Consider the following 17,475-nt stretch of genomic DNA (forward strand, 5'->3'; position numbering starts at 1 on the left):
GTAAGAAGCCCGGCAAGCACAAGACGAGCCACGGCAAGAAGCCCGGCAAGCACAAGACGAGCCACGGCAAGAAGCCCGGCAAGCACAAGACGAGCCACGGCAAGTAGCCGACGGGTTCGCGAAGTCATAGCTGAATCACGCGGTGCGCCCCTCCGCCCGGATGAGTGCTCGCAGGGAGCCGCCCATGTGTGTGAGCAGGACAGGCGGCGTGCGGCGCGGATCGTCATCGATTTCCGTCGCACGCCGCCGGCGAAAAGCTCAGGAGAAGCAGGTGACGGAAGTCGGGACGGAAAGGCCGGATGGGGCGGTGCGGGGTGGCGTTGTATCAGCGGATGCCAGCGAATCGGACCGGCCCGGCGCTGTGCCGCCCGCACAGAACGGGGGCGGGAGCCCTCTTGCGTTCCAAGGAAGATCAGAGCCGCCTGTCGCCCTGAATGTCGGGGTGCGAGTCGCCGTTGTCCTGTGTCTGGCGACGGCCCTGGTGCATGTACTCCTGGTATTCCTGCACGTGGCACCCCCGAATCCCGTCTCCCGGCAGTACAGTCGGCAGGTCGACGCCTGGGTCTTCCCGTGGTTCGAGCAGGACTGGCGACTCTTCGCCCCGGACCCGGAGTCGGTCAACCGGCAGATTTCTGCAAGGACCATGCACACCACCCCGGACGGCACCGTCCAAGTCAGCGGCTGGTTCGATCTGACCGCCGTCGACACAACCGCGGTGAAACACGAGGCCTTCCCGAGCCATACGGCGCAGAACATGCTGCGTCGCGCTTGGAGTTCCTACCTCGATACCCATGGCGGCGACGACCAGCCGCGCTCGCAGCGCGCTCTGATGATCCAGCAATACCTGCGCAACATCGCGGCGGATCGCGTCGCCGCCCATCGCCACGGCACATTCGAATCCATCCAGCTGCGGGTGATCACCCTGCCCATCGCCGCGCCCGCCGCAGCGGGCGGTCCCCGACCCGGCGTGGCCGCGCCGAAGCCCGCCGACACCCGTTATCTGCCCTGGTGGAAGGTGGTCCCCCATGCAACGGGCTGAGCAGACATCGGTCGCGGTACCCACCCCGTCACGACGCGGCACCGAGCAGCCGAGTGCACGCATGCCGCAGCCGATGCCCGACGGCATCGGTGCGCTCTTCACTCTCCTGTTGGAGCGGCCGACCTCCCTGTACGCCGCGGCGGTTCTGCGCATCGGGTACGGGTTCCTCCAGCTCGTCTTCCTGCTGCGCGAGTTTCCGCACCGCGACGAGATCTGGGGTCCCGGTTCGCCGTGGACGCCGGCACTGGCGAGGCAACTCTTCGATCAGACCGGGTGGGTCAGCATCCTCACCCTGTCCGACAGCCGGGCCTACTTCGAGGCCTGCTACGCGGCAGCCGTCGTCACCTCAGCACTGTTCATGCTGGGCTGGCGGACCAGAGCGATGTCCGTGCTGTTCGCAGTCGTAGTGGTGTCGTTCCACGCTAGGGCGATCTTCATGACGGACGGAGGGGACAACCTCATCCTCCTCATGGCCCTTTACCTCGTCTTCACCGCATGCGGCCGACGCTGGTCCCTCGACGCGCGCAGGACCCGGCTCCGAGCGTCGGCCGACAAGCCGGCCCGGCTTCCGCCGGACCAGGCACCAGAAGGGCTCCGACGCCATCTTCGCGACGCGCGCCTGACAGTGATCACTGTGCTGCACAACTGCGGCATGCTGGTCATCGCCGCGCAAGTCTGCTTCCTGTACGGATCCGCGGGGTTGTACAAGGTGCAGGGCGGCTTCTGGGGCAACGGAACCGCCCTTCACTACGTCCTGAACCTCGACTTGTTCCAGCCTTGGCCCGCGCTCTCCCTCATGGCGGACGAACACGACATACTGATCGCCATCGCCTGCTACTTGACGGTGCTGTTGCAGGTGGCCTTTCCCTTCGTCCTGTTCGGCAGGCTCAAGTACCCGGTCTTGACGCTGCTGTTGGTCATGCACGTGGGCATCGCGGTGTTTCTGGGACTGCCGCTCTTCTCCGGCGCGATGATCACTGCGGACGCCGTGTTCCTTCCGGACCGCTTCTACCGGTATCTCGGGCAGCTGTGGCGGCGCACGACAGACATCAGAAAGGCAGGCCCCGACAGCCACCGTTGGGTGGACCCAGCACCCTCTCGGTGGTTCACGCCGACCCGCATCCGACCCGGGTGTGATGCGATCCGGCGTTCGGGTCGTCGTCCGGGCGCCCACAGGACACTGCCGCCGACGCCTCGACGTGTGGCGATCAAGGAAACCCATTGCTGACGCGACTCGACCCTGAACTCGGATCGCGCCTCACCGCCCTGGGATGTCATCTCGTATGGGCTACGACCTGGATGGAGGAGGCGAACGAGGTCATCTCCCCACGCATCGGGCTGCCGAGGCTGCCCGTGGTGGAGTGGCCGGCCTCCTACGCCGGCGAGGGCCCGCCCGGCTTGCACTGGAAGACCCACCACCTCGTCGAGTGGGCCAACGGCCGACCGTTCATCTGGGTCGACGACGAGATCAGCGCTATGGACCGCCTGTGGGTCGACGCCAGTCATTCTGGGCCGTCATTGCTCCATCGCGTCGATCCGGCCAAGGGCCTCATGGACACCGACTTCGCCGCGCTCGCCGACTGGCTCCGTCTCGTCATACCGAGATGAGCACCGCATTAGGAGTTCGATCACTCCTCGGCACTGCCGGGGAGCCACCCAGCCATGCTGGCCATGCCAGACCGCCTGGGAGTGCTGGCGTCCGGCGCCGTTGATGTCACTCATGGATGTCAGAACGGCGCAACCGCGTGTGCTCGCTGGCACGATGGTCCCGTGGTTGACCTGGAGCGCATCAAGGCAGAGAGCGTGGCGTACTTCCGAGCACTCGACGAGAACGCCACCGTGCGGCACCACTTCCGCCACGCTGACGAGGAGGGCGGCTTGTGGTACATCGAGGCCGTACCCGACCGCGGCGAGTTGGTCGTCATCAAGCAAGCCGAGCTGACTTCGGCCGGCCAACTCCACCAGTACAGCTGGGAGCACCTGGAAGATGAGCACGGCGGCCTGACAGACCAAGCGATCGATCCTGAAGAGGATCCGCTGGAGGCCATCACGGCCGAAGAGTTCCAGCGGGTGTGGACTCGGTGAGCGCGCCGGACAACCACTTTAGGAGAGAGGGCGGGGCGCTGGACTGTGACCCGCGGCTTAGCCGCCGAGCTGGCGGTCACGGATCCGCCGCTAACCACCCCCCGTTGACCGCTGTTGACCCCTGCGTCTGGCACGGCTGTGGCACGCGGCTCGCTGCGTGAGCTGACCCTGAAGGCGAACTGAAGGTCACGAGTAGTGACAGGTCGTCACTTCGTGGCTAGGATTTCCATCTCGTTGCAGGTTGAACCCAAGGCTGGGCGGACAGTCATGCAGGTGTGCGACGTGGGCCGGAATGGGGAAGCCGCACGGTGGGGAGGGGGCAACGCACTTGCATTCGATCGCCACGCTGGATCCGAACACGGCTAAAGGTAGATTCGGCGTCGCCTATGTGAAATCGATATTTAGCCAAGCTGCGGTCGGCTTCAACGAGACGGCGCCGGATGAGGATGCCATCGCAGTAGACGGCAGCTTGGAATTCGCGATAGCAGCAGCGCGAGTTCAGATCAAGTGTAGCTCACAATTCAAAATCTCAGGGAAGAGCGCCACTTGGGACTCAGAGCTGCACTGGCGGGACAGCTGGTCAACGTCGGCTGTGCCCGTCTATTTCGTGCTAGTGATTTTGGACTATAAGGATCCCGTGGACTGGATTCAGCATCACGATGCAGGAACCAACCACAGAGCGGCTGCCTTTTGGGTGCGCGTAAACGGCGCAGGGGCTCCTACTGACAAGATCATGGTCCCAAAGACGCAGCGACTTACAGCGGCAACGTTGGAATTGTGGGAAAAGGAGGTGAAATCATGCTTCATTCCAACGATGCCCTAGGTTCGCGCGGTGTCAGGATTCCCACTGTCTCTCAGATTCGCACTTACCTGCAAGCGGAAGGATGGGAAAGTCAGGCTCCTGGGTCGGCGGGTACGATCTGGCTTCGTGATGGCGTCATGATCGGCGTACCAGCTGTAAACGATCCGGCGATTGCTGTCGGAATCGTTGAAAGAATCGCTAGGCAAGAGCAGAGAAATCCAAAAGACGTGGCTCTGAGTATTCGATACCACCTGATGGATGTGACGTATCTGCGGGCCGCGAATGACTATGCGATCACCGACACGATCCCATTCGAAGCCGCATCTACGGTGATCGCCTCCGCTCGCAAGTTGCTGAGGGCAGTCGGCACCACCGCGTGGAATGAGCGCGGCGAAATCGGAGGGAACTATGCGCGGCAGGGCGACGCAGTCTTGCGACGTGCACGCATGGATCACACCCAAGAAGGCTCTTTTATCATCCCCATCCTAGTTCCTCTCTCGCATACACAGGAGATCCCTGGAGAGTCTGCGCAAACGGCCGACCTTGAGCTATTTCAAGCAGCTCCGGAACCTTTTGAGCGTCGAGTGACCCGCACTTTGGCGCAATCGCTTATGGCGGTGAAAGAGATTATCGTCGAACCTGAGTCCTCGCCCAGTGTGGGGGATCTGCATGCCGTGGTTGCACGCGGCGTCAGCAGGGAGTTTTGCTCCGCGCTGGCCAAGATCCTAACGGAACCCTCGGTTAGCGAGTTCGAGACGAGTTTTGAGTGGGCCTCTTCTGTTCCTGCCCCAGAGACCATGCCTAATGCAGTTTCCATCGGATCAGATGCTTCGGAGAAGATTGAGGAGGCCGCAGAAAAGCTGAAAAAGCATCGCATCGATTCCACATCGACATTTTCAGGAAATATTGTGGAGTTGAGGCACGTGGGAGATGACCCGTTCGGCTTTGCTACGATTTCAACAGTCCGAAGGGGGAGGCGATCAAAAATCCGGGTTCGCCTTCCCTATGAGGCCTATCAAGAGGCCGTAATTTGGCATCGTGCTCGCCGGGTGGTCATCGTGGATGGGGAGGTGAATCACGGTACTGGAAGGAGATTGGTAGTCGAGAATCCAGTCGGCTTCCGGCCCATCGACGAGATTCTTCTTCCTATTTCATGACGAAATCGTTCGCTCGCTTGCGTTCGGCCGCTGAACCGTACCGAACTTGAGCGTGTGATCGACCGCTTCCCACGCCGGCTAGCAGAAGCCCGGTAGACCTCCGCTTTCAGACCTCCTCTCCCCTTGCGGCCGTTCCCAAAGGTGGCATCTCGCCGAGCAGCATCACCCTGGACGGAAATCGTGCAGAAGTTAAATTAGCTGCGGTCCCTGGCGAAATGAGCCTATACTTCGCCCATGACTGCGGAACCCGTTCAACCCTGCCCGTTGGTCGACGCTCACAGGCGACTGATGGACTGCCACATGCAGTGGCACGTACTGCACGAGTCGTATTACGAGCCAGACGACTTCAGGCTTAATTTGAATTCCCTCGTGCCAAACTTGAGGAACGTCACTTGGCTTCTGCAAAAGCAGAAGGCGGCGATTCCGGATTTCGATACCTGGTATCCGCAGTTTCAGCAATCTGCTGGAAAAAGTGAAATCATGAAGTGGGTTGTCAAGTCCAGAAACAGGATCACCAAAGAATCAGATCTTGAACTACTGAGCAGTTGCAAGGTGGTTTGGATTCGGGACTGGCTTCGAAGGGTGGAAGGGACAGCCACCTTCGCGCCGAGGATGACGACCCATGAGATACTTCTGTCTTTGTATCGAAATGGAGTGCCGCCTGTAGGTACGGTCACTCTCAAACGGCGTTGGGTTGACAAGGCTCTTCCAGAATGGGAGCTACTTGCCGCAACTGCTGAAGTATATTCCCGCCTCCAGCAGTTGCTATGGACCGCGCACAGTGCCTTCGGCATCGAGAGATGTGACCTCCCAGACCGGTCCCTGGAGTGTGTTACCTCTCAGCTAGCAGACAGTACGGCGCGTCTTTCCTGCATGCACCTTGCGCAGTCAGAACTGCAAACACACATCAGTATGTCTGGTGCCGCCATTGAGGAACATGCTCAGCGGTTTGATTTCGACCCGGCGAAGAGTTCCTGTGGCCAGGTACGCGAGCGCTCGTTCGTGCTCTGGTTCGTCGGTAAGCCAGTGGCGGCCTGGCCTGGCGTATGCGGCGTCGAGCTGGTCCGCGATGTGGTTCGTACGCTCCCGGAGCCAGCGCAGTGCCAGGCGGGGGCTTGCGGCGACGTGTGATCCCAGCGGGATGGAGCGGACCTCGTGCAGGGGATAGGCGGCGGCCCAGCATTCGTATGAGGCGTCCTGTCCGCCTGCCTGTACGTCTACAGCGGGCGGTGACGTCAGCACGGGTGTCCTCCCATGCTGGGCTGCGTGAACAGTTCCGCGGTGACCGTGTAGCCGCCGTGGCTGTCGTGGACGACGACCCGGTGGGCGATCGCGCTGACCATCCGTAAGCCTCGGCCGTGCACTGCGTCCTCTCCGGGGTGCTTGACCTTCGGAGCGGAGTCGGTGCCGCCGTCGTCTGTGACCGAGAGTGCGATTACCTCCGGTGAGACAGCGAGCGCCAGGTGGAAGCGGCCGGATGCATGGCCGCTGGCGGTGTGGAGGATCGCGTTCGCGCTCAGCTCGCTGACGATCAGCTCGGCGTCCTCGGCCAGGGGTGAGCCGCGCAGGATGTCCCGCGTCCAGCGGCGGGCCCGGCTGACCTCTTCCGGAAAACCTGGGCAAGTGAGTCCCCAAGTCCGAATCTGACTCGTATACTCGTGCATACGAGTTCCTTCGTGCTGATAGGCCGCCATGTGCAGCGGGTTCGGGCTAGACGAGTTTCACGCCGTCGTGCGCGCGTATGGCAGGCGGAGACGCCGCGTCCATCGCGTCCAGGACGCGGATCGCGTACGCCTCGTCGGCAAGCTCGGTGACCTCTTCACGGCTGACCCAACGCAGTGCGCGGGTCTCATCACCAGTGGTGGGGCTGCCGTCGGCGGCCTCGCAGCGGAAGACCAGCGAGACGATCAAGCCCTTCATGTTCTTGTAGACGCCGGTCAAGGTCGCGGGAAGCGCGATCTTGATACCGGTCTCTTCGAGCACTTCGCGCTGGAGAGCTTCGGGGATGGTCTCCTCGCGTTCGAGGACCCCGCCCGGGGGCTCCCAGTGGCCGTTGTCGCGGCGCTGGATCAAGAGGGCTCGGCCCTGGTCGTCGATGACGACTCCGGCAACGCTCACGGAGTGCGGACGGTCAGTGGTCACGTTCCTCTGCCCTCTCGGCTGGCTAGGCTCTCCACCGTAGCAACAAGACTCAGCCACTCGTCTAGATACCTAAAGGAGTACTCGTGAGCCCTCTCCCTTCCGGCCTCCTCGGCGATCTCGACCCCACGAGCGATCGTGCGGTCTTCAGGCAGATCGCCGACCAGTTGCGCGAGGCCATCGACCGCGGGCGGTTCAAAGAGGGCGACAAGCTGCCCTCCGAGGCCGATCTTGTCGACCACTACGGGGTTTCCCGAATGACGGTCCGGAACTCCTTCTCCATCCTCCAAGGCGAGGGCCTGGTGCACGCCGAGCATGGCAAGGGCGTGTTCGTACGACCACGCCCCCCTGTGCGACGGCTCGCCTCCGACCGGTTCGCCCGGCGGCACAGGGAACAGGGGAAGTCCGCGTTCATCGTGGAAGCGAACGCGGCCGGCAGCCACCCCCAGGTCGACAGCCTCGAGGTCAAGGAGGAGAAGGCCAGCCAGGACGTCTCCGCACGACTCGGATCCGTGCGTCGGGTGCTCGCCCGGCGGCGCCGGTACCTGCTGGACGGACGGCCCGTCGAGTTCGCCACCTCATACTTGCCGCTCGACATCGCCCGGGGGACTCCGATCGCCGAGCCCAACCCCGGCCCCGGCGGCATCTACGCCCGCCTAGAGGAGCTGGGCCACCGCCTCGACCACTTCGAGGAGGAGATTCGGGCCCGGATGCCCTCGCCTGCTGAGGTGAAGACGCTCCGGCTGGCCTCCGGCGTGCCGGTCATTCACCTGATCCGGACCGCCTACGACACCGAGGGGCGGGCCGTGGAGGTCTGCGACACGGTGATGGCGGCGGACGCCTACGTCCTGTCGTACCAGCTCCCGGCGACGTGATCGTGGGCGGCAGCGGTCTGCAGGGACAGTGCTGTGCGGACGGACTTGCGGCGGCGCTAAGCGGTGGGTGGTTCTGTGGCGTCAGAGGTGAGCGGCTCGAACATGTAGCTGACGTTGTTCCACATGAAGCCTTCCCGCCAGTCCGGTTTTTCGGCCGCCCAGCCGAGGAGCGCCTTCAGGACCTTCTCCTGCGAGATGGTCTGCGTCTGGTAGTGCTCTGCGGCGACGCCATCGCGGTATTCCAGCTGGTAGGTGTTGTTGTGGCACATCAGGACCTGGATGTACCAGTCGCCCTGAAGATCCTCGTCTTGCCGCTCAAGAACCAGGTGCATCCCGCGTTGCAGGTTGGCGAGCATGGTGCCAATAGCCGGCTTCGAGGGGCGCTTGACCACGTGGCTTCGGGAGTTCGTCGCAATCAGCATGGGCAGATCGTGCCGGACGGGCCTGGCAGCCGCCTCTCTCGGCAGGCGGGCGGGCGATCTCGATTCGCCTGTGGAGCTGATCTCCGAACTCGTACACCCCGACACGCTTACTCGTATAGACGAGTGGGCAAGTTGTGTGGCAAGGTGGTCGCGCGATCCCGGAGATCGGGTTCGCATGACCCATCTCGTATAGACGGGAGTGTGCCTTGCGCACCATCCGTGTGGAGACCTCGGGCGCGACGATCCTGCTGACCGAGGCCCCGGAGCCCAAGGTCCGCGACCGTCAGACCGGCGAGATCGCCAAGGACGCGAACAGCGGTGAGGCGCTGATGACGATCGGCGTCGTCTACATCGAGGACGGCGAGTCGTCGCTGATCAAGGTCACCGTCCCGGAGGGCGGCATCTCCGAGGGGCTGACCCTCGGGGCTCCGGTCTCGCTGCCCGGGCTCGTGGCCCGGCCGTGGGAGTCGGTGTTCAACGGGCAGCAGCGGCACGGCATCGCCTTCCGGGCCGCCGCCGTCACCCCGGCCGCGTTCCCGGCCGCCTCGGGGGCCGCTGCCTGATGACCGACCTGACGACACTGCTGGACGTGGGTGGTCCTGTCGCCGCGCTCGGCGGCGGGGCTGCCTACGCTCGGGCCCGGCACCCGGGCGTCTACTGGTCCACCATCGGCTTACCGATATCCACGGTCCGGCTGCTCAGCTCGTATGGCTCTGTCATGGAGGCCTGCGGGCTGACCGTGGCTCCGTCCCGGCTGCGGGTCCTCGCGGTCAAGGCCACCACCCGTCGTGAGGTCCGTCCCGTTCCGCCACGCCGGGGAATCATCCGGCCCACGTCGACCGGGTTGCGGCTTCGACTGCGGCTCGCACCGGGACAGGAACCGGCAGACGTCGCCGCCTCGGCTGAACGGCTGCGGCATGCCTGGGGCGTTCACGCCGTCTACGTTGCGACGGTCAAGCCTGGCGTGGTCGAACTGCGGCTCGTCGGTTTCGACGTCCTGCGCAAGGTCCGGATGCCCCGCAAGATCGAGGAAGCGTTCCTCAAGGTGCCGGTGGCACTGCGGGAAGACGCCACGCCCTTCGTGCGCGACTACCGGACCATCCCGCACCAACTGACCCTCGGGGCCACGCTGTCGGGCAAGTCCATGTACCTGCGGCACCTGATCGCCGGACTCGCCCGGCAACCGGTCGCCCTGGTCGGCGTCGACTGCAAGAGAGGCGTAGAACTGGCGCCGTTCGCGCGCCGGCTCTCCGCCCTGGCGACGGACCCGGAACAGGCGGCCGAGCTGCTGCCCGTGCTCGTGAAGGAAATGGAGGACCGACATGACCTGATCAGGGCTCGGCAGGGCATCGCGCCGGACACCCCGAAGGAGGAGATCACCTCGGACATCTGGGGCCTGCCTGAAAGCGAACGCCCCGTGCCGATCGTGCTGTTCGTTGACGAGGTCGCCGAACTGTTCATCGTCGCCACGAAGAAGGAGGAGGAACGGCGAGACGAGATGGTCACCCAGCTCATCCGGCTTGCCCAGCTTGGCCGTGCGGCCGGCATCTACCTGGAGGTGTGCGGGCAGCGCTTCGGCGCCGAACTGGGCAAGGGCGCAACGATGCTCCGGGCCCAGTTGACCGGCCGCGTCTGCCACCGCGTGAACGATGAGGCGTCGGCCAAGATGGCGCTCGGCGACATCGCACCCGAGGCGGTCATGGCCGCCTGCGCCATCGCCCCCGAACGTCCCGGATTGGCCGTGGCGGGCGACACCTCCGGCGGCTGGTCCCGCATCCGCACGCCGTACCTCTCGCTCGGTGACGCCGCCGAGATCTGCCGGGACTCGGCAGACCTGGCGCCCGATGTGCCTTCCCTGAATGGGTTCCGGCCCGACGTGCCCGTACGACCGGTTGAGGCGGCGCCTCCGGTCGTCCGGCCGCGCCCGGTGACCGACTGACCATCGCGTCCCTCACCTCGGTCGGCGTGACCGCCTCGCGCCACGTCCCTACCCCTCCCATGCCCGAACCCGGAAGGAGCCGCATCGTGCGCGCCCAACTGGCCCGCGTGGACGCGGTGCTCGTCCAGGCGGTCATCGCCGCAGCGCTGTCCTTCGCCCACCTGCACGACATCGCCTCGGCGGCCGGGCAGGACGGTTGGAAAGCGTGGGCCTATCCCGTCTCGGTTGACCTGCTCCTGGTCGCCGCCTGGCGCCGACTGCGGTCCGGCGACGCGAAAGCGGCAGGGTGGTGCTGGTTCGTCATCGCGCTCGCTGTCTCTCTCGGCGCGAACGTCGCGACGGCCGGACTGCTCGACATGCATCAGGTACCGGCCTGGCTGCGCATCCTCGTCGCGGGCTGGCCCGCGGTCGCCTTCCTCGGGGGAACGCTCCTCGCTCACTCGGCGCCGACGACTACCACTGCCGACACAGAGGAGATCGAGGACCAGGAGGACGCGCCCGAGTCGGCACCCGTGCCTCCCGCCCATCAGGCCACCGTGGAGCCACCGCCCGAGCGTCCCGCCATCCCCGTCCCGGCCGCCCTCGTCGAGCACGCCCGCAAGGTCGCCGACGAGTACCGCACCCGTACCGGAAGCCCCATCGACACCCCCACCTTGCGTGCCCGGCTCGGCGTCCCTGCACCCATGGCCGAAGCCATCGCAGCCCGCCTCTGAAAGGAGATCCCGTGACCGCCAACCGCCGCTTCCGCGACGTCATCCGCATCGGCCCCGTCCAGGTCGCCACCTCGTACGACGGCCGGGGCCGTGAGAAGCACACCGCTGCCTGTACGGCACCCCGCTGAGGCTTCTCCGCCGACTACGACAGCCGTGCCGCCGCCGAGCTGGCCGCCCGCACCCACCGCTGCCCCGTGTGCTGAAAGGAACGTCCCTTGACCGTCAGCCTGCCGCTCGTCTTCGTCCTCGGCCTCTTCGCCTGGGGAGCGGTCAAGTTCCTTGGCGTCCGCACCTGGGTCGTGGTCGTGATCGCGCTCTTCGGCTTCTGGCTCTCGCACACCTTCATGGCCCCGGCCATCGAATCCGGCACCCGCTCCGGCGTGGACGTCATAAACGGCGCACACGACTAGACGAGTAGATGAGGAGATCGCTGCCGTGTTCCTGCCCAAGTACCCGGACAGCCCCACCCCGCCACCCGCATACACCCACGCTCCGGCCGATCCGGCACCCGTACGCCGGTCGCTCCCGCCGGTCTCCGTCAGCACCGGTGCGGTTGCGGCTGTGGTCGTCGGTGGCGTGGTCCTCACCGCGCTCCTGGCCGCCGTCGCCGTCTCGGCCATCTCCGTGGCCATAGCCGCCGTGGTCCTGCGCTCAATGCTCCGCGACCACCACCGGCGCTGAACGCGCCTGACACCCGGGGCGGCACGACACGACCAAGCATCCGCCGCCCCGGGGCCCATCCCTCTCGACCGAGCCAGTCAGAAGGAGACAGTCATCTTCACCGGCACCACCCCGCCCCCGCTCCCGGAACTCGCAAGGATGGCCCAGCACGGCACCCTGCCGGGTATCCTCCGGCAGCTTTCCGGGCTCGGCGGTTGCACCAATCCGATCCGTCTCGACGGCCACCGCACCGAGTACGACGTGGACACGCGTACCGGTGAGATCGGCCGCGTTCTCCAGCATCTCGACTCGTCGGAGCTTCCGGCCGGTCAGCTTCTCGTCCGCTGCAACAACCGCCGCACGACCCGCTGCCCGGCCTGCGCCGAGGTGTACCGCCGCGACACCTTCCACCTGATCACGTCCGGTCTGCGCGGCGGTAAGGGCATCCCCGAACACGTCGCCGCACATCCGCGCGTCTTTGCCACCTTCACGGCTCCCAGCTTCGGCCCGGTGCACAACCGACCGACCGGCCCGGCCGGCACTGTCCGCCCGTGCCGCTGCGGCCTGCTCCACGACCAGGACGACGACGTACTTGGCACCCCGCTGGACCCTGACACGTACGACTACGAAGCGGCCGTTCTGTGGAACGCGCACGCCGGTGCGCTCTGGCGGCGTTTCTCTGTCTACCTGCGCCGAGAGGTCGCCAAGCGTGCGGGGCTGTCACAACGGAGGTTCCGCGATCACGCGCGCGTGTCCTTCGCCAAGGTCGCCGAGTACCAAAAGCGCGGCGCTGTCCACTTCCACGCCGTCATCCGTCTCGACGGTCCCGGCGGCGGAGACACCCCGCCACCGGCCTGGGCCACCGCCGAGCTGCTGACGGACGCCATCCGCGCCGCCACCGCCAAAGTCCGCGTGGACGGGCCGGTCATCGACGGACGCGCGCACACCTTCACCTTCGGCCGTCAGCTCGACGTCCGCACCATCCGTGGTGCCGACTTCAGCGGCGGCCAGGAGCTGACCGAGCGGGCCGTGGCCGCGTACATCGCCAAGTACGCCACCAAGGGCGCCGAGACAGCGACGGGCGCCCTCGACCGGCCGCTCAAGTTCGTCGCCGAGCTGGCGCAGCTCGACATCAGCGACCACGCCCGCCGCCTGATCCGAACGGCATGGGCCCTCGGCGCACGCAAGGACCTCGAACACCTCCGGCTCCGTGCCTGGGCCCACATGCTCGGCTTCCGCGGCCACTTCTCCACCAAGTCCCGCCGCTACTCCACGACTCTCGGCGCTCTGCGTGACGCCCGCGCCGAATGGCGCCGCGCGCAAGCGACAGCAACCAACGGCCCGGAGCCCGAGACGACGTACGTCCTCGCCCACTGGGTCTTCGCCGGCACTGGCCTGTCGTCCGCCGAAGCCTGGCTTGCCGCATCCCTCGAACCCGCCCCCGGAACGGAAGGAGAGCCCACGCATGGCTGATCGACACCGCGCCTCGGCAGAAGTAGCCGCCGCAACTCGTGCCCTGCCCACGCGGTTCCTGACTCCTGACGACCTGGTCGAGATGTTCGAGCTGCCCAGTGTCGAGACGGTCTACCAGTGGCGTCGTAAGCGCACCGGTCCTCGCGGCTTCCGGGTCGGTCGGCACCTGCGGTTCGATCCGGACGACGTACGCGCCTGGGTGGAGTCCCGGATCAAGGGGGCCGCTGCCTGATGGCCGGACACATCCAAGACCGCTGGTACAAGGAAGAGAAGGGGCCGGACGGCAAGACTCGCAAAGTCAAGACCGAGCGCTATAGCACGGGCATGCGCTACCGCGCTCGCTACGTCGGCCCGGACGGCACTGAGAAGTCCAAGAGCTTCCCCGACCGTCAGAAGCGGCTCGCCGAACAGTGGCTGGCGCAGACCGAGGCAGACATGGCGCGGGGCCAGTACATTGACCCCCGCGCGGCCCGGATCACCTTCCAGCAGTACGCCGAGAAGTGGGTGACCCACGCGCCGGACCCGAATACTCAGGCCTCGATGGAGTCGCAACTCCGGTTGCACGCCTACCCCTACCTGGGGTCGCGCCCCCTCGGCTCCTTCCAGCCCGCTCACATCCGCGACTGGGTGCGGCAGCTCCAAGAGAACGGCGTCCGTGGCTCGTATGCCCGGACGATCTACTCCAACGTGCGCGCCGCCCTGAGCGCGGCCGTGGACGACGGGCACCTCCCTCGGAACCCATGCGCCGCCCGCTCAGTCCGTCCACCGACTGTGGACAGCAAGCGCGTCGTGCCCTGGACGCCGGAACGGGTCTTCGCCGTCCGGGCCGGCATGCCCGAGCGCTACCAAGCCATGGTCGACCTGGGCGGCGGCTGCGGCCTTCGGCAAGGCGAGATCCTGGGCGTGGCCGTCGACGCGATCGACTTCGAGTCGGACACCCTCCACGTGGTCCAGCAGCTCAAGCTGAGCCGCAGCAAGCCGGTCTTCGCTCCGCCGAAGGGTGGCAAGCTCCGGGACGTACCGCTCCTGGTCCAGTCGCTGACGCCCTCCGCGCCCACATGAAGCGGTTCCCGCCCGTCGAGATCACCTTGCCGTGGAAGGTGGCGGACGGGCCTCCGGTGACCAAGCGGCTGATCTTCACCGGACCGCGCGGCGGGCACGTCTGGCGTACGTCGCTCAACGAGGAGGTGTGGAAGCGGGCCCTTGCCTCGGCTGGCGTGATCCCCGAGCGGAAGCCGGGCGGGTCGTACGCCGAGTCCCGCGAGAACGGCATGCACGCACTGAGGCACTTCTACGCCTCGGTGCTCCTGGACGCCGGAGAGAACATCAAGGCCCTCGCCGAGTACCTCGGCCACTCGGACCCCGGCCTGACTCTTCGCGTCTATGCGCACCTCATGCCGTCCAGTCAAGAGCGAACCCGCAAGGCCGTGGCCGCCGTCTTCGACGCCACCAAAACGATGCGACATGGCGGTTGAGGGCTCGTACGCTCCGGACCGGGGAAGGGCGGGGAGAGCAATGGCAGACGAGTACTTCTTGCTGGTGTGCGACGACGTGCCTCATGACGTGGTGCTCACCGATCCTGGTGTCCGTGTGATGGACGTCGTCCAGGTCGTCCGTCGGCTTACGGGGCTGAGCCTCTGGCGTAGCAAGGTTCTGGCGGCGCAGCTTCCCGCCGTCATTCTCGCCGGCGTGCCCCAGGAAGATGCGGCGGCAGCCGTCTCGGCCCTCCGCGATGTGGGAGCCCGAGCAGAGGCGAGAGAACAGCCGGAGCCGGACTTCCTGGAGCACTGAGCACGGCCCGATCAACCGGCTTACGGCCCAGAGACGGCCCAGGGCGAGAGAAAAGCCCCCTGCCAGCGGAGAAACCGCAGGCAGGGGGCTTACAGCTACGGGCTTACTTCTTCTTGCCCTGGTTCTTGACCGCCTCGATCGCCGCCGCGGCCGCCTCCGGGTCGAGGTACGTGCCGCCGGGGGTGACCGGCTTGAAGTCGGCGTCCAGTTCGTAGGAGAGGGGGATGCCCGTCGGGATGTTCAGGCCGGCGATGTCGGCGTCCGAGATGCCGTCCAGGTGCTTGACCAGGGCGCGCAGGCTGTTGCCGTGGGCCGCGATCAGGACCGTGCGGCCGGCCAGCAGGTCGGGGACGATGCCGTCGTACCAGTACGGGAGCATGCGGAAGACGACGTCCTTGAGGCACTCCGTCCTCGGGCGCAGCTCCGGCGGGATCGTCGCGTAGCGCGGGTCGTCGGCCTGGGAGAACTCCGAGTCGTCCTCGATCGGGGGCGGCGGCACGTCGTAGGAGCGGCGCCAGAGCATGAACTGCTCCTCGCCGAACTCCTGAAGCGTCTGCGCCTTGTCCTTGCCCTGGAGGGCGCCGTAGTGCCGCTCGTTCAGGCGCCAGGAGCGGTGGACCGGGATCCAGTGGCGGTCGGCGGCCTCCAGTGCCAGCTGCGCGGTGCGGATCGCGCGCTTCTGGAGGGAGGTGTGGACCACGTCGGGCAGCAGGCCGGCGTCCTTGAGCAGCTCACCGCCGCGGACCGCCTCCTTCTCGCCCTTCTCGTTCAGGTTGACGTCCACCCAGCCGGTGAACAGGTTCTTCGCGTTCCACTCGCTCTCGCCGTGGCGGAGGAGGATCAGCTTGTACGGTGCGTCGGCCATGCCCCAGAGCGTAATCCACGCATTCGCCCCCTCGTACGGCCCGCCCGGCAGGCGGACAGCCGGTCGGCGGGTGCTTCCCGCGCCGTACGACAGTTGACGGCATCTGTTAATTGAGTGGCCCCTCCGCGCCGCGCCTTTGTAAGTTCTGATCACCGTTGGAGCCGCTTACATGCGCCTACGCCCGTGGGGGACCCTCATGTCGATCGCCGCCGTCAGACGTGCCGCCCGCGAGACCGTCTCGGGGCTTCCCCGCGAGTTCTGGTGGCTGTGGACGAGCACGCTCGTCAACCGGCTGGGCGCCTTCGTCGCCACCTTCATGGCGCTGTACCTGACCCTGGACCGCGGGTACTCCGCCTCGTACGCCGGTCTCGTCGCCTCGCTGCACGGGCTCGGCGGTGTCGTCTCCTCGCTCGGCGGGGGCGTGATGGCCGACCGGCTCGGGCGGCGGCCCACCCTGCTGATCGCGCAGACGTCGACCGCCGGGTTCGTGGCGCTGCTCGGGTTCGTGCGGGATCCCGTGTCCATCGCCGGCGTCGCCTTCTTCGTCGGCATGGCGAGCAACGCCTCCCGGCCCGCCGTGCAGGCGATGATGGCCGACATCGTGCGCCCCGAGGACCGGGTGCGCGCCTTCTCCCTCAACTACTGGGCGATCAACCTCGGCTTCGCCGTGTCCTCCATGGCGGCGGGTTTCATCGCCGAGTTCAGCTATCTCGCCGGGTTCCTGATCGAGGCGGGGATGACGTTGGTCTGCGCGGTCGTCGTCTTCGCGAAGCTGCCCGAGTCGCGGCCCGCGCCCACCGCCAAGGAGGCCGCGGATGGCGTCGGCCTCGGGACCGTCGTGCGGGACGGCCGTTTCATGAGCGTCGTCGGGCTGTCCTTCCTCGTCGCGCTCGTCTTCCAGCAGGGGGCCGTCGGTCTGCCGGTCGCCATGGGCGAGGCCGGGTTCTCGCCCGCGGACTACGGCATGGCGATCGCCGTGAACGGCGTGCTGATCGTCGCGCTGCAGATCCCGGTCACCCGCTTCATCGAGCACCGCGATCCGCGCCGGCTGCTGGTGGTCTCCTCCGTGCTCGCGGGGTACGGCTTCGGGCTGACCGCCTTCGCGGGCTCGGTCGGTGTCTTCGCGCTGACGGTGTGCGTGTGGACGCTGGCGGAGATCGTCAACGCGCCCACCCAGACCGGCCTCGTGGTACGCCTCTCCCCGGTGCACGGGCGCGGCCGCTACCAGGGCATGTACACCCTGTCCTGGTCGGTGGCCTCGCTGGTCGCGCCGCTGCTGTCCGGCTTCGTCATCGACCGGCTCGGCGCGGAGTGGCTGTGGGGCCTGTGCGCGGTGGTCGGTACGGCGGCCGGGTTCGGCTACGCCGCGCTGATGCGCCGCCTCCCCGGGGAGGAGCCGGCGCGGGGGACGGAGAAGGAGACAGCGGGGGCGGCGGAGGTCGGCGCGGCCTGAGGCGGGCCGACCCCACAGCGGCCCGCCCCGGTCACGGCCCCGCCGGTCTCGCGCCGGTCACA

General features: G+C 66.6%; 20 protein-coding genes and 3 pseudogenes. 19 read left to right on the forward strand and 4 right to left on the reverse strand.

Going from position 1 to position 17,475, the window contains the following annotated elements:
* Positions 1-508: 508 nt before the first annotated feature.
* The 7 genes and pseudogenes from ACIRC0_RS27090 (at position 509) to ACIRC0_RS27120 (ending at position 6,214) form a co-directional block, all read left to right on the forward strand.
* Positions 509-1,039 (forward strand): DUF5819 family protein, encoded by a 531-nt coding sequence (locus ACIRC0_RS27090; protein ID WP_403620583.1) that lies wholly within the window; start codon positions 509-511, stop codon positions 1,037-1,039.
* A 61-nt stretch (positions 1,040-1,100) separates the two neighbouring features.
* A complete protein-coding gene (locus tag ACIRC0_RS27095; RefSeq protein ID WP_403621119.1) occupies positions 1,101-2,267 on the forward strand; it encodes an HTTM domain-containing protein in 1,167 nt (388 codons plus the stop codon).
* Positions 2,189-2,647 (forward strand): annotated as a pseudogene (locus ACIRC0_RS27100) (hypothetical protein); the annotation flags it as partial. The gene ACIRC0_RS27095 and the pseudogene ACIRC0_RS27100, both read left to right, overlap by 79 nt.
* Positions 2,648-2,809: 162 nt before the next feature.
* The gene (locus ACIRC0_RS27105; protein WP_403620586.1) at positions 2,810-3,124 is read left to right on the forward strand and encodes a hypothetical protein; all 315 of its coding nucleotides are present in this window, start codon (positions 2,810-2,812) and stop codon (positions 3,122-3,124) included.
* A gap of 328 nt (positions 3,125-3,452) precedes the next feature.
* On the forward strand, positions 3,453-3,947 hold the full coding sequence (locus ACIRC0_RS27110; protein ID WP_403620588.1) for a DUF4365 domain-containing protein: 495 nt from the start codon (positions 3,453-3,455) through the stop codon (positions 3,945-3,947).
* Positions 3,923-5,083 carry a hypothetical protein gene (locus tag ACIRC0_RS27115; protein WP_403620591.1) on the forward strand — a complete coding sequence of 387 codons (1,161 nt, stop codon included), beginning with the start codon at positions 3,923-3,925 and terminating at the stop codon, positions 5,081-5,083. Before ACIRC0_RS27110 ends, ACIRC0_RS27115 begins: the two co-directional genes overlap by 25 nt.
* A gap of 234 nt (positions 5,084-5,317) precedes the next feature.
* On the forward strand, positions 5,318-6,214 hold the full coding sequence (locus ACIRC0_RS27120) for a hypothetical protein (RefSeq protein WP_403620594.1): 897 nt from the start codon (positions 5,318-5,320) through the stop codon (positions 6,212-6,214).
* 104 nt (positions 6,215-6,318) lie between these two features.
* On the opposite strand, the gene ACIRC0_RS27125 is transcribed toward ACIRC0_RS27120, so the two are convergent.
* Together ACIRC0_RS27125 and ACIRC0_RS27130 are read right to left on the reverse strand one after the other, a co-directional pair.
* Complete coding sequence (locus ACIRC0_RS27125) at positions 6,319-6,747, reverse strand: ATP-binding protein (protein WP_403621122.1); 429 nt, start codon at positions 6,745-6,747, stop codon at positions 6,319-6,321.
* A 46-nt stretch (positions 6,748-6,793) separates the two neighbouring features.
* Positions 6,794-7,201, reverse strand: a complete 408-nt coding sequence (locus ACIRC0_RS27130) for an NUDIX hydrolase (RefSeq protein ID WP_403621126.1) — start codon at positions 7,199-7,201, stop codon at positions 6,794-6,796.
* A 107-nt stretch (positions 7,202-7,308) separates the two neighbouring features.
* On the opposite strand from ACIRC0_RS27130, the gene ACIRC0_RS27135 reads away from it, so the two are divergent.
* Positions 7,309-8,097, forward strand: a complete 789-nt coding sequence (locus ACIRC0_RS27135) for a GntR family transcriptional regulator (protein ID WP_403620597.1) — start codon at positions 7,309-7,311, stop codon at positions 8,095-8,097.
* Between the two features lie 56 nt (positions 8,098-8,153).
* Here ACIRC0_RS27135 and ACIRC0_RS27140 read toward each other — a convergent pair whose 3' ends face one another.
* Entirely contained in the window at positions 8,154-8,519 is a 366-nt protein-coding gene (locus ACIRC0_RS27140) for a hypothetical protein (RefSeq protein ID WP_403620600.1), read from the reverse strand.
* Positions 8,520-8,725: 206 nt separating this feature from the next.
* Here ACIRC0_RS27140 and ACIRC0_RS27145 point away from each other — a divergent pair, with 206 nt between their 5' ends.
* The 10 genes and pseudogenes from ACIRC0_RS27145 (at position 8,726) to ACIRC0_RS27190 (ending at position 15,095) form a co-directional block, all read left to right on the forward strand.
* Positions 8,726-9,082: a hypothetical protein gene (locus tag ACIRC0_RS27145; protein ID WP_403620603.1), complete on the forward strand. Its 357-nt coding sequence runs from the start codon at positions 8,726-8,728 to the stop codon at positions 9,080-9,082.
* Positions 9,082-10,458, forward strand: coding sequence for an FtsK/SpoIIIE domain-containing protein (locus ACIRC0_RS27150; RefSeq protein WP_403620606.1), 1,377 nt, complete (start codon positions 9,082-9,084; stop codon positions 10,456-10,458). Before ACIRC0_RS27145 ends, ACIRC0_RS27150 begins: the two co-directional genes overlap by 1 nt.
* Positions 10,459-10,544: 86 nt before the next feature.
* Positions 10,545-11,171: a DUF2637 domain-containing protein gene (locus ACIRC0_RS27155; protein WP_403620609.1), complete on the forward strand. Its 627-nt coding sequence runs from the start codon at positions 10,545-10,547 to the stop codon at positions 11,169-11,171.
* An 11-nt stretch (positions 11,172-11,182) separates the two neighbouring features.
* Positions 11,183-11,374 (forward strand): annotated as a pseudogene (locus tag ACIRC0_RS27160) (mobile element transfer protein).
* A gap of 12 nt (positions 11,375-11,386) precedes the next feature.
* Complete coding sequence (locus ACIRC0_RS27165) at positions 11,387-11,581, forward strand: hypothetical protein (protein ID WP_403620612.1); 195 nt, start codon at positions 11,387-11,389, stop codon at positions 11,579-11,581.
* Between the two features lie 25 nt (positions 11,582-11,606).
* Entirely contained in the window at positions 11,607-11,852 is a 246-nt protein-coding gene (locus tag ACIRC0_RS27170; protein ID WP_403620615.1) for a SpdD protein, read from the forward strand.
* Between the two features lie 138 nt (positions 11,853-11,990).
* A complete protein-coding gene (locus ACIRC0_RS27175; protein WP_403620618.1) occupies positions 11,991-13,304 on the forward strand; it encodes a replication initiator in 1,314 nt (437 codons plus the stop codon).
* A complete protein-coding gene (locus ACIRC0_RS27180; protein ID WP_403620621.1) occupies positions 13,297-13,536 on the forward strand; it encodes a helix-turn-helix transcriptional regulator in 240 nt (79 codons plus the stop codon). Before ACIRC0_RS27175 ends, ACIRC0_RS27180 begins: the two co-directional genes overlap by 8 nt.
* Positions 13,536-14,779, forward strand: a pseudogene (locus tag ACIRC0_RS27185) (tyrosine-type recombinase/integrase). Before ACIRC0_RS27180 ends, ACIRC0_RS27185 begins: the two are co-directional and overlap by 1 nt.
* Before the next feature lie 40 nt (positions 14,780-14,819).
* Entirely contained in the window at positions 14,820-15,095 is a 276-nt protein-coding gene (locus ACIRC0_RS27190; RefSeq protein ID WP_403620624.1) for a ribosomal protein L7/L12, read from the forward strand.
* Between the two features lie 103 nt (positions 15,096-15,198).
* Here ACIRC0_RS27190 and ACIRC0_RS27195 read toward each other — a convergent pair whose 3' ends face one another.
* Positions 15,199-15,960, reverse strand: coding sequence for a phosphoglyceromutase (locus tag ACIRC0_RS27195; RefSeq protein ID WP_403620627.1), 762 nt, complete (start codon positions 15,958-15,960; stop codon positions 15,199-15,201).
* 196 nt (positions 15,961-16,156) lie between these two features.
* Here ACIRC0_RS27195 and ACIRC0_RS27200 point away from each other — a divergent pair, with 196 nt between their 5' ends.
* A complete protein-coding gene (locus ACIRC0_RS27200; RefSeq protein ID WP_403620630.1) occupies positions 16,157-17,413 on the forward strand; it encodes an MDR family MFS transporter in 1,257 nt (418 codons plus the stop codon).
* Positions 17,414-17,475 lie beyond the last annotated feature (62 nt).

Source organism: Streptomyces sp. NPDC093984 (genome assembly GCF_044764595.1).
Lineage (GTDB): Bacteria > Actinomycetota > Actinomycetes > Streptomycetales > Streptomycetaceae > Streptomyces > Streptomyces cynarae.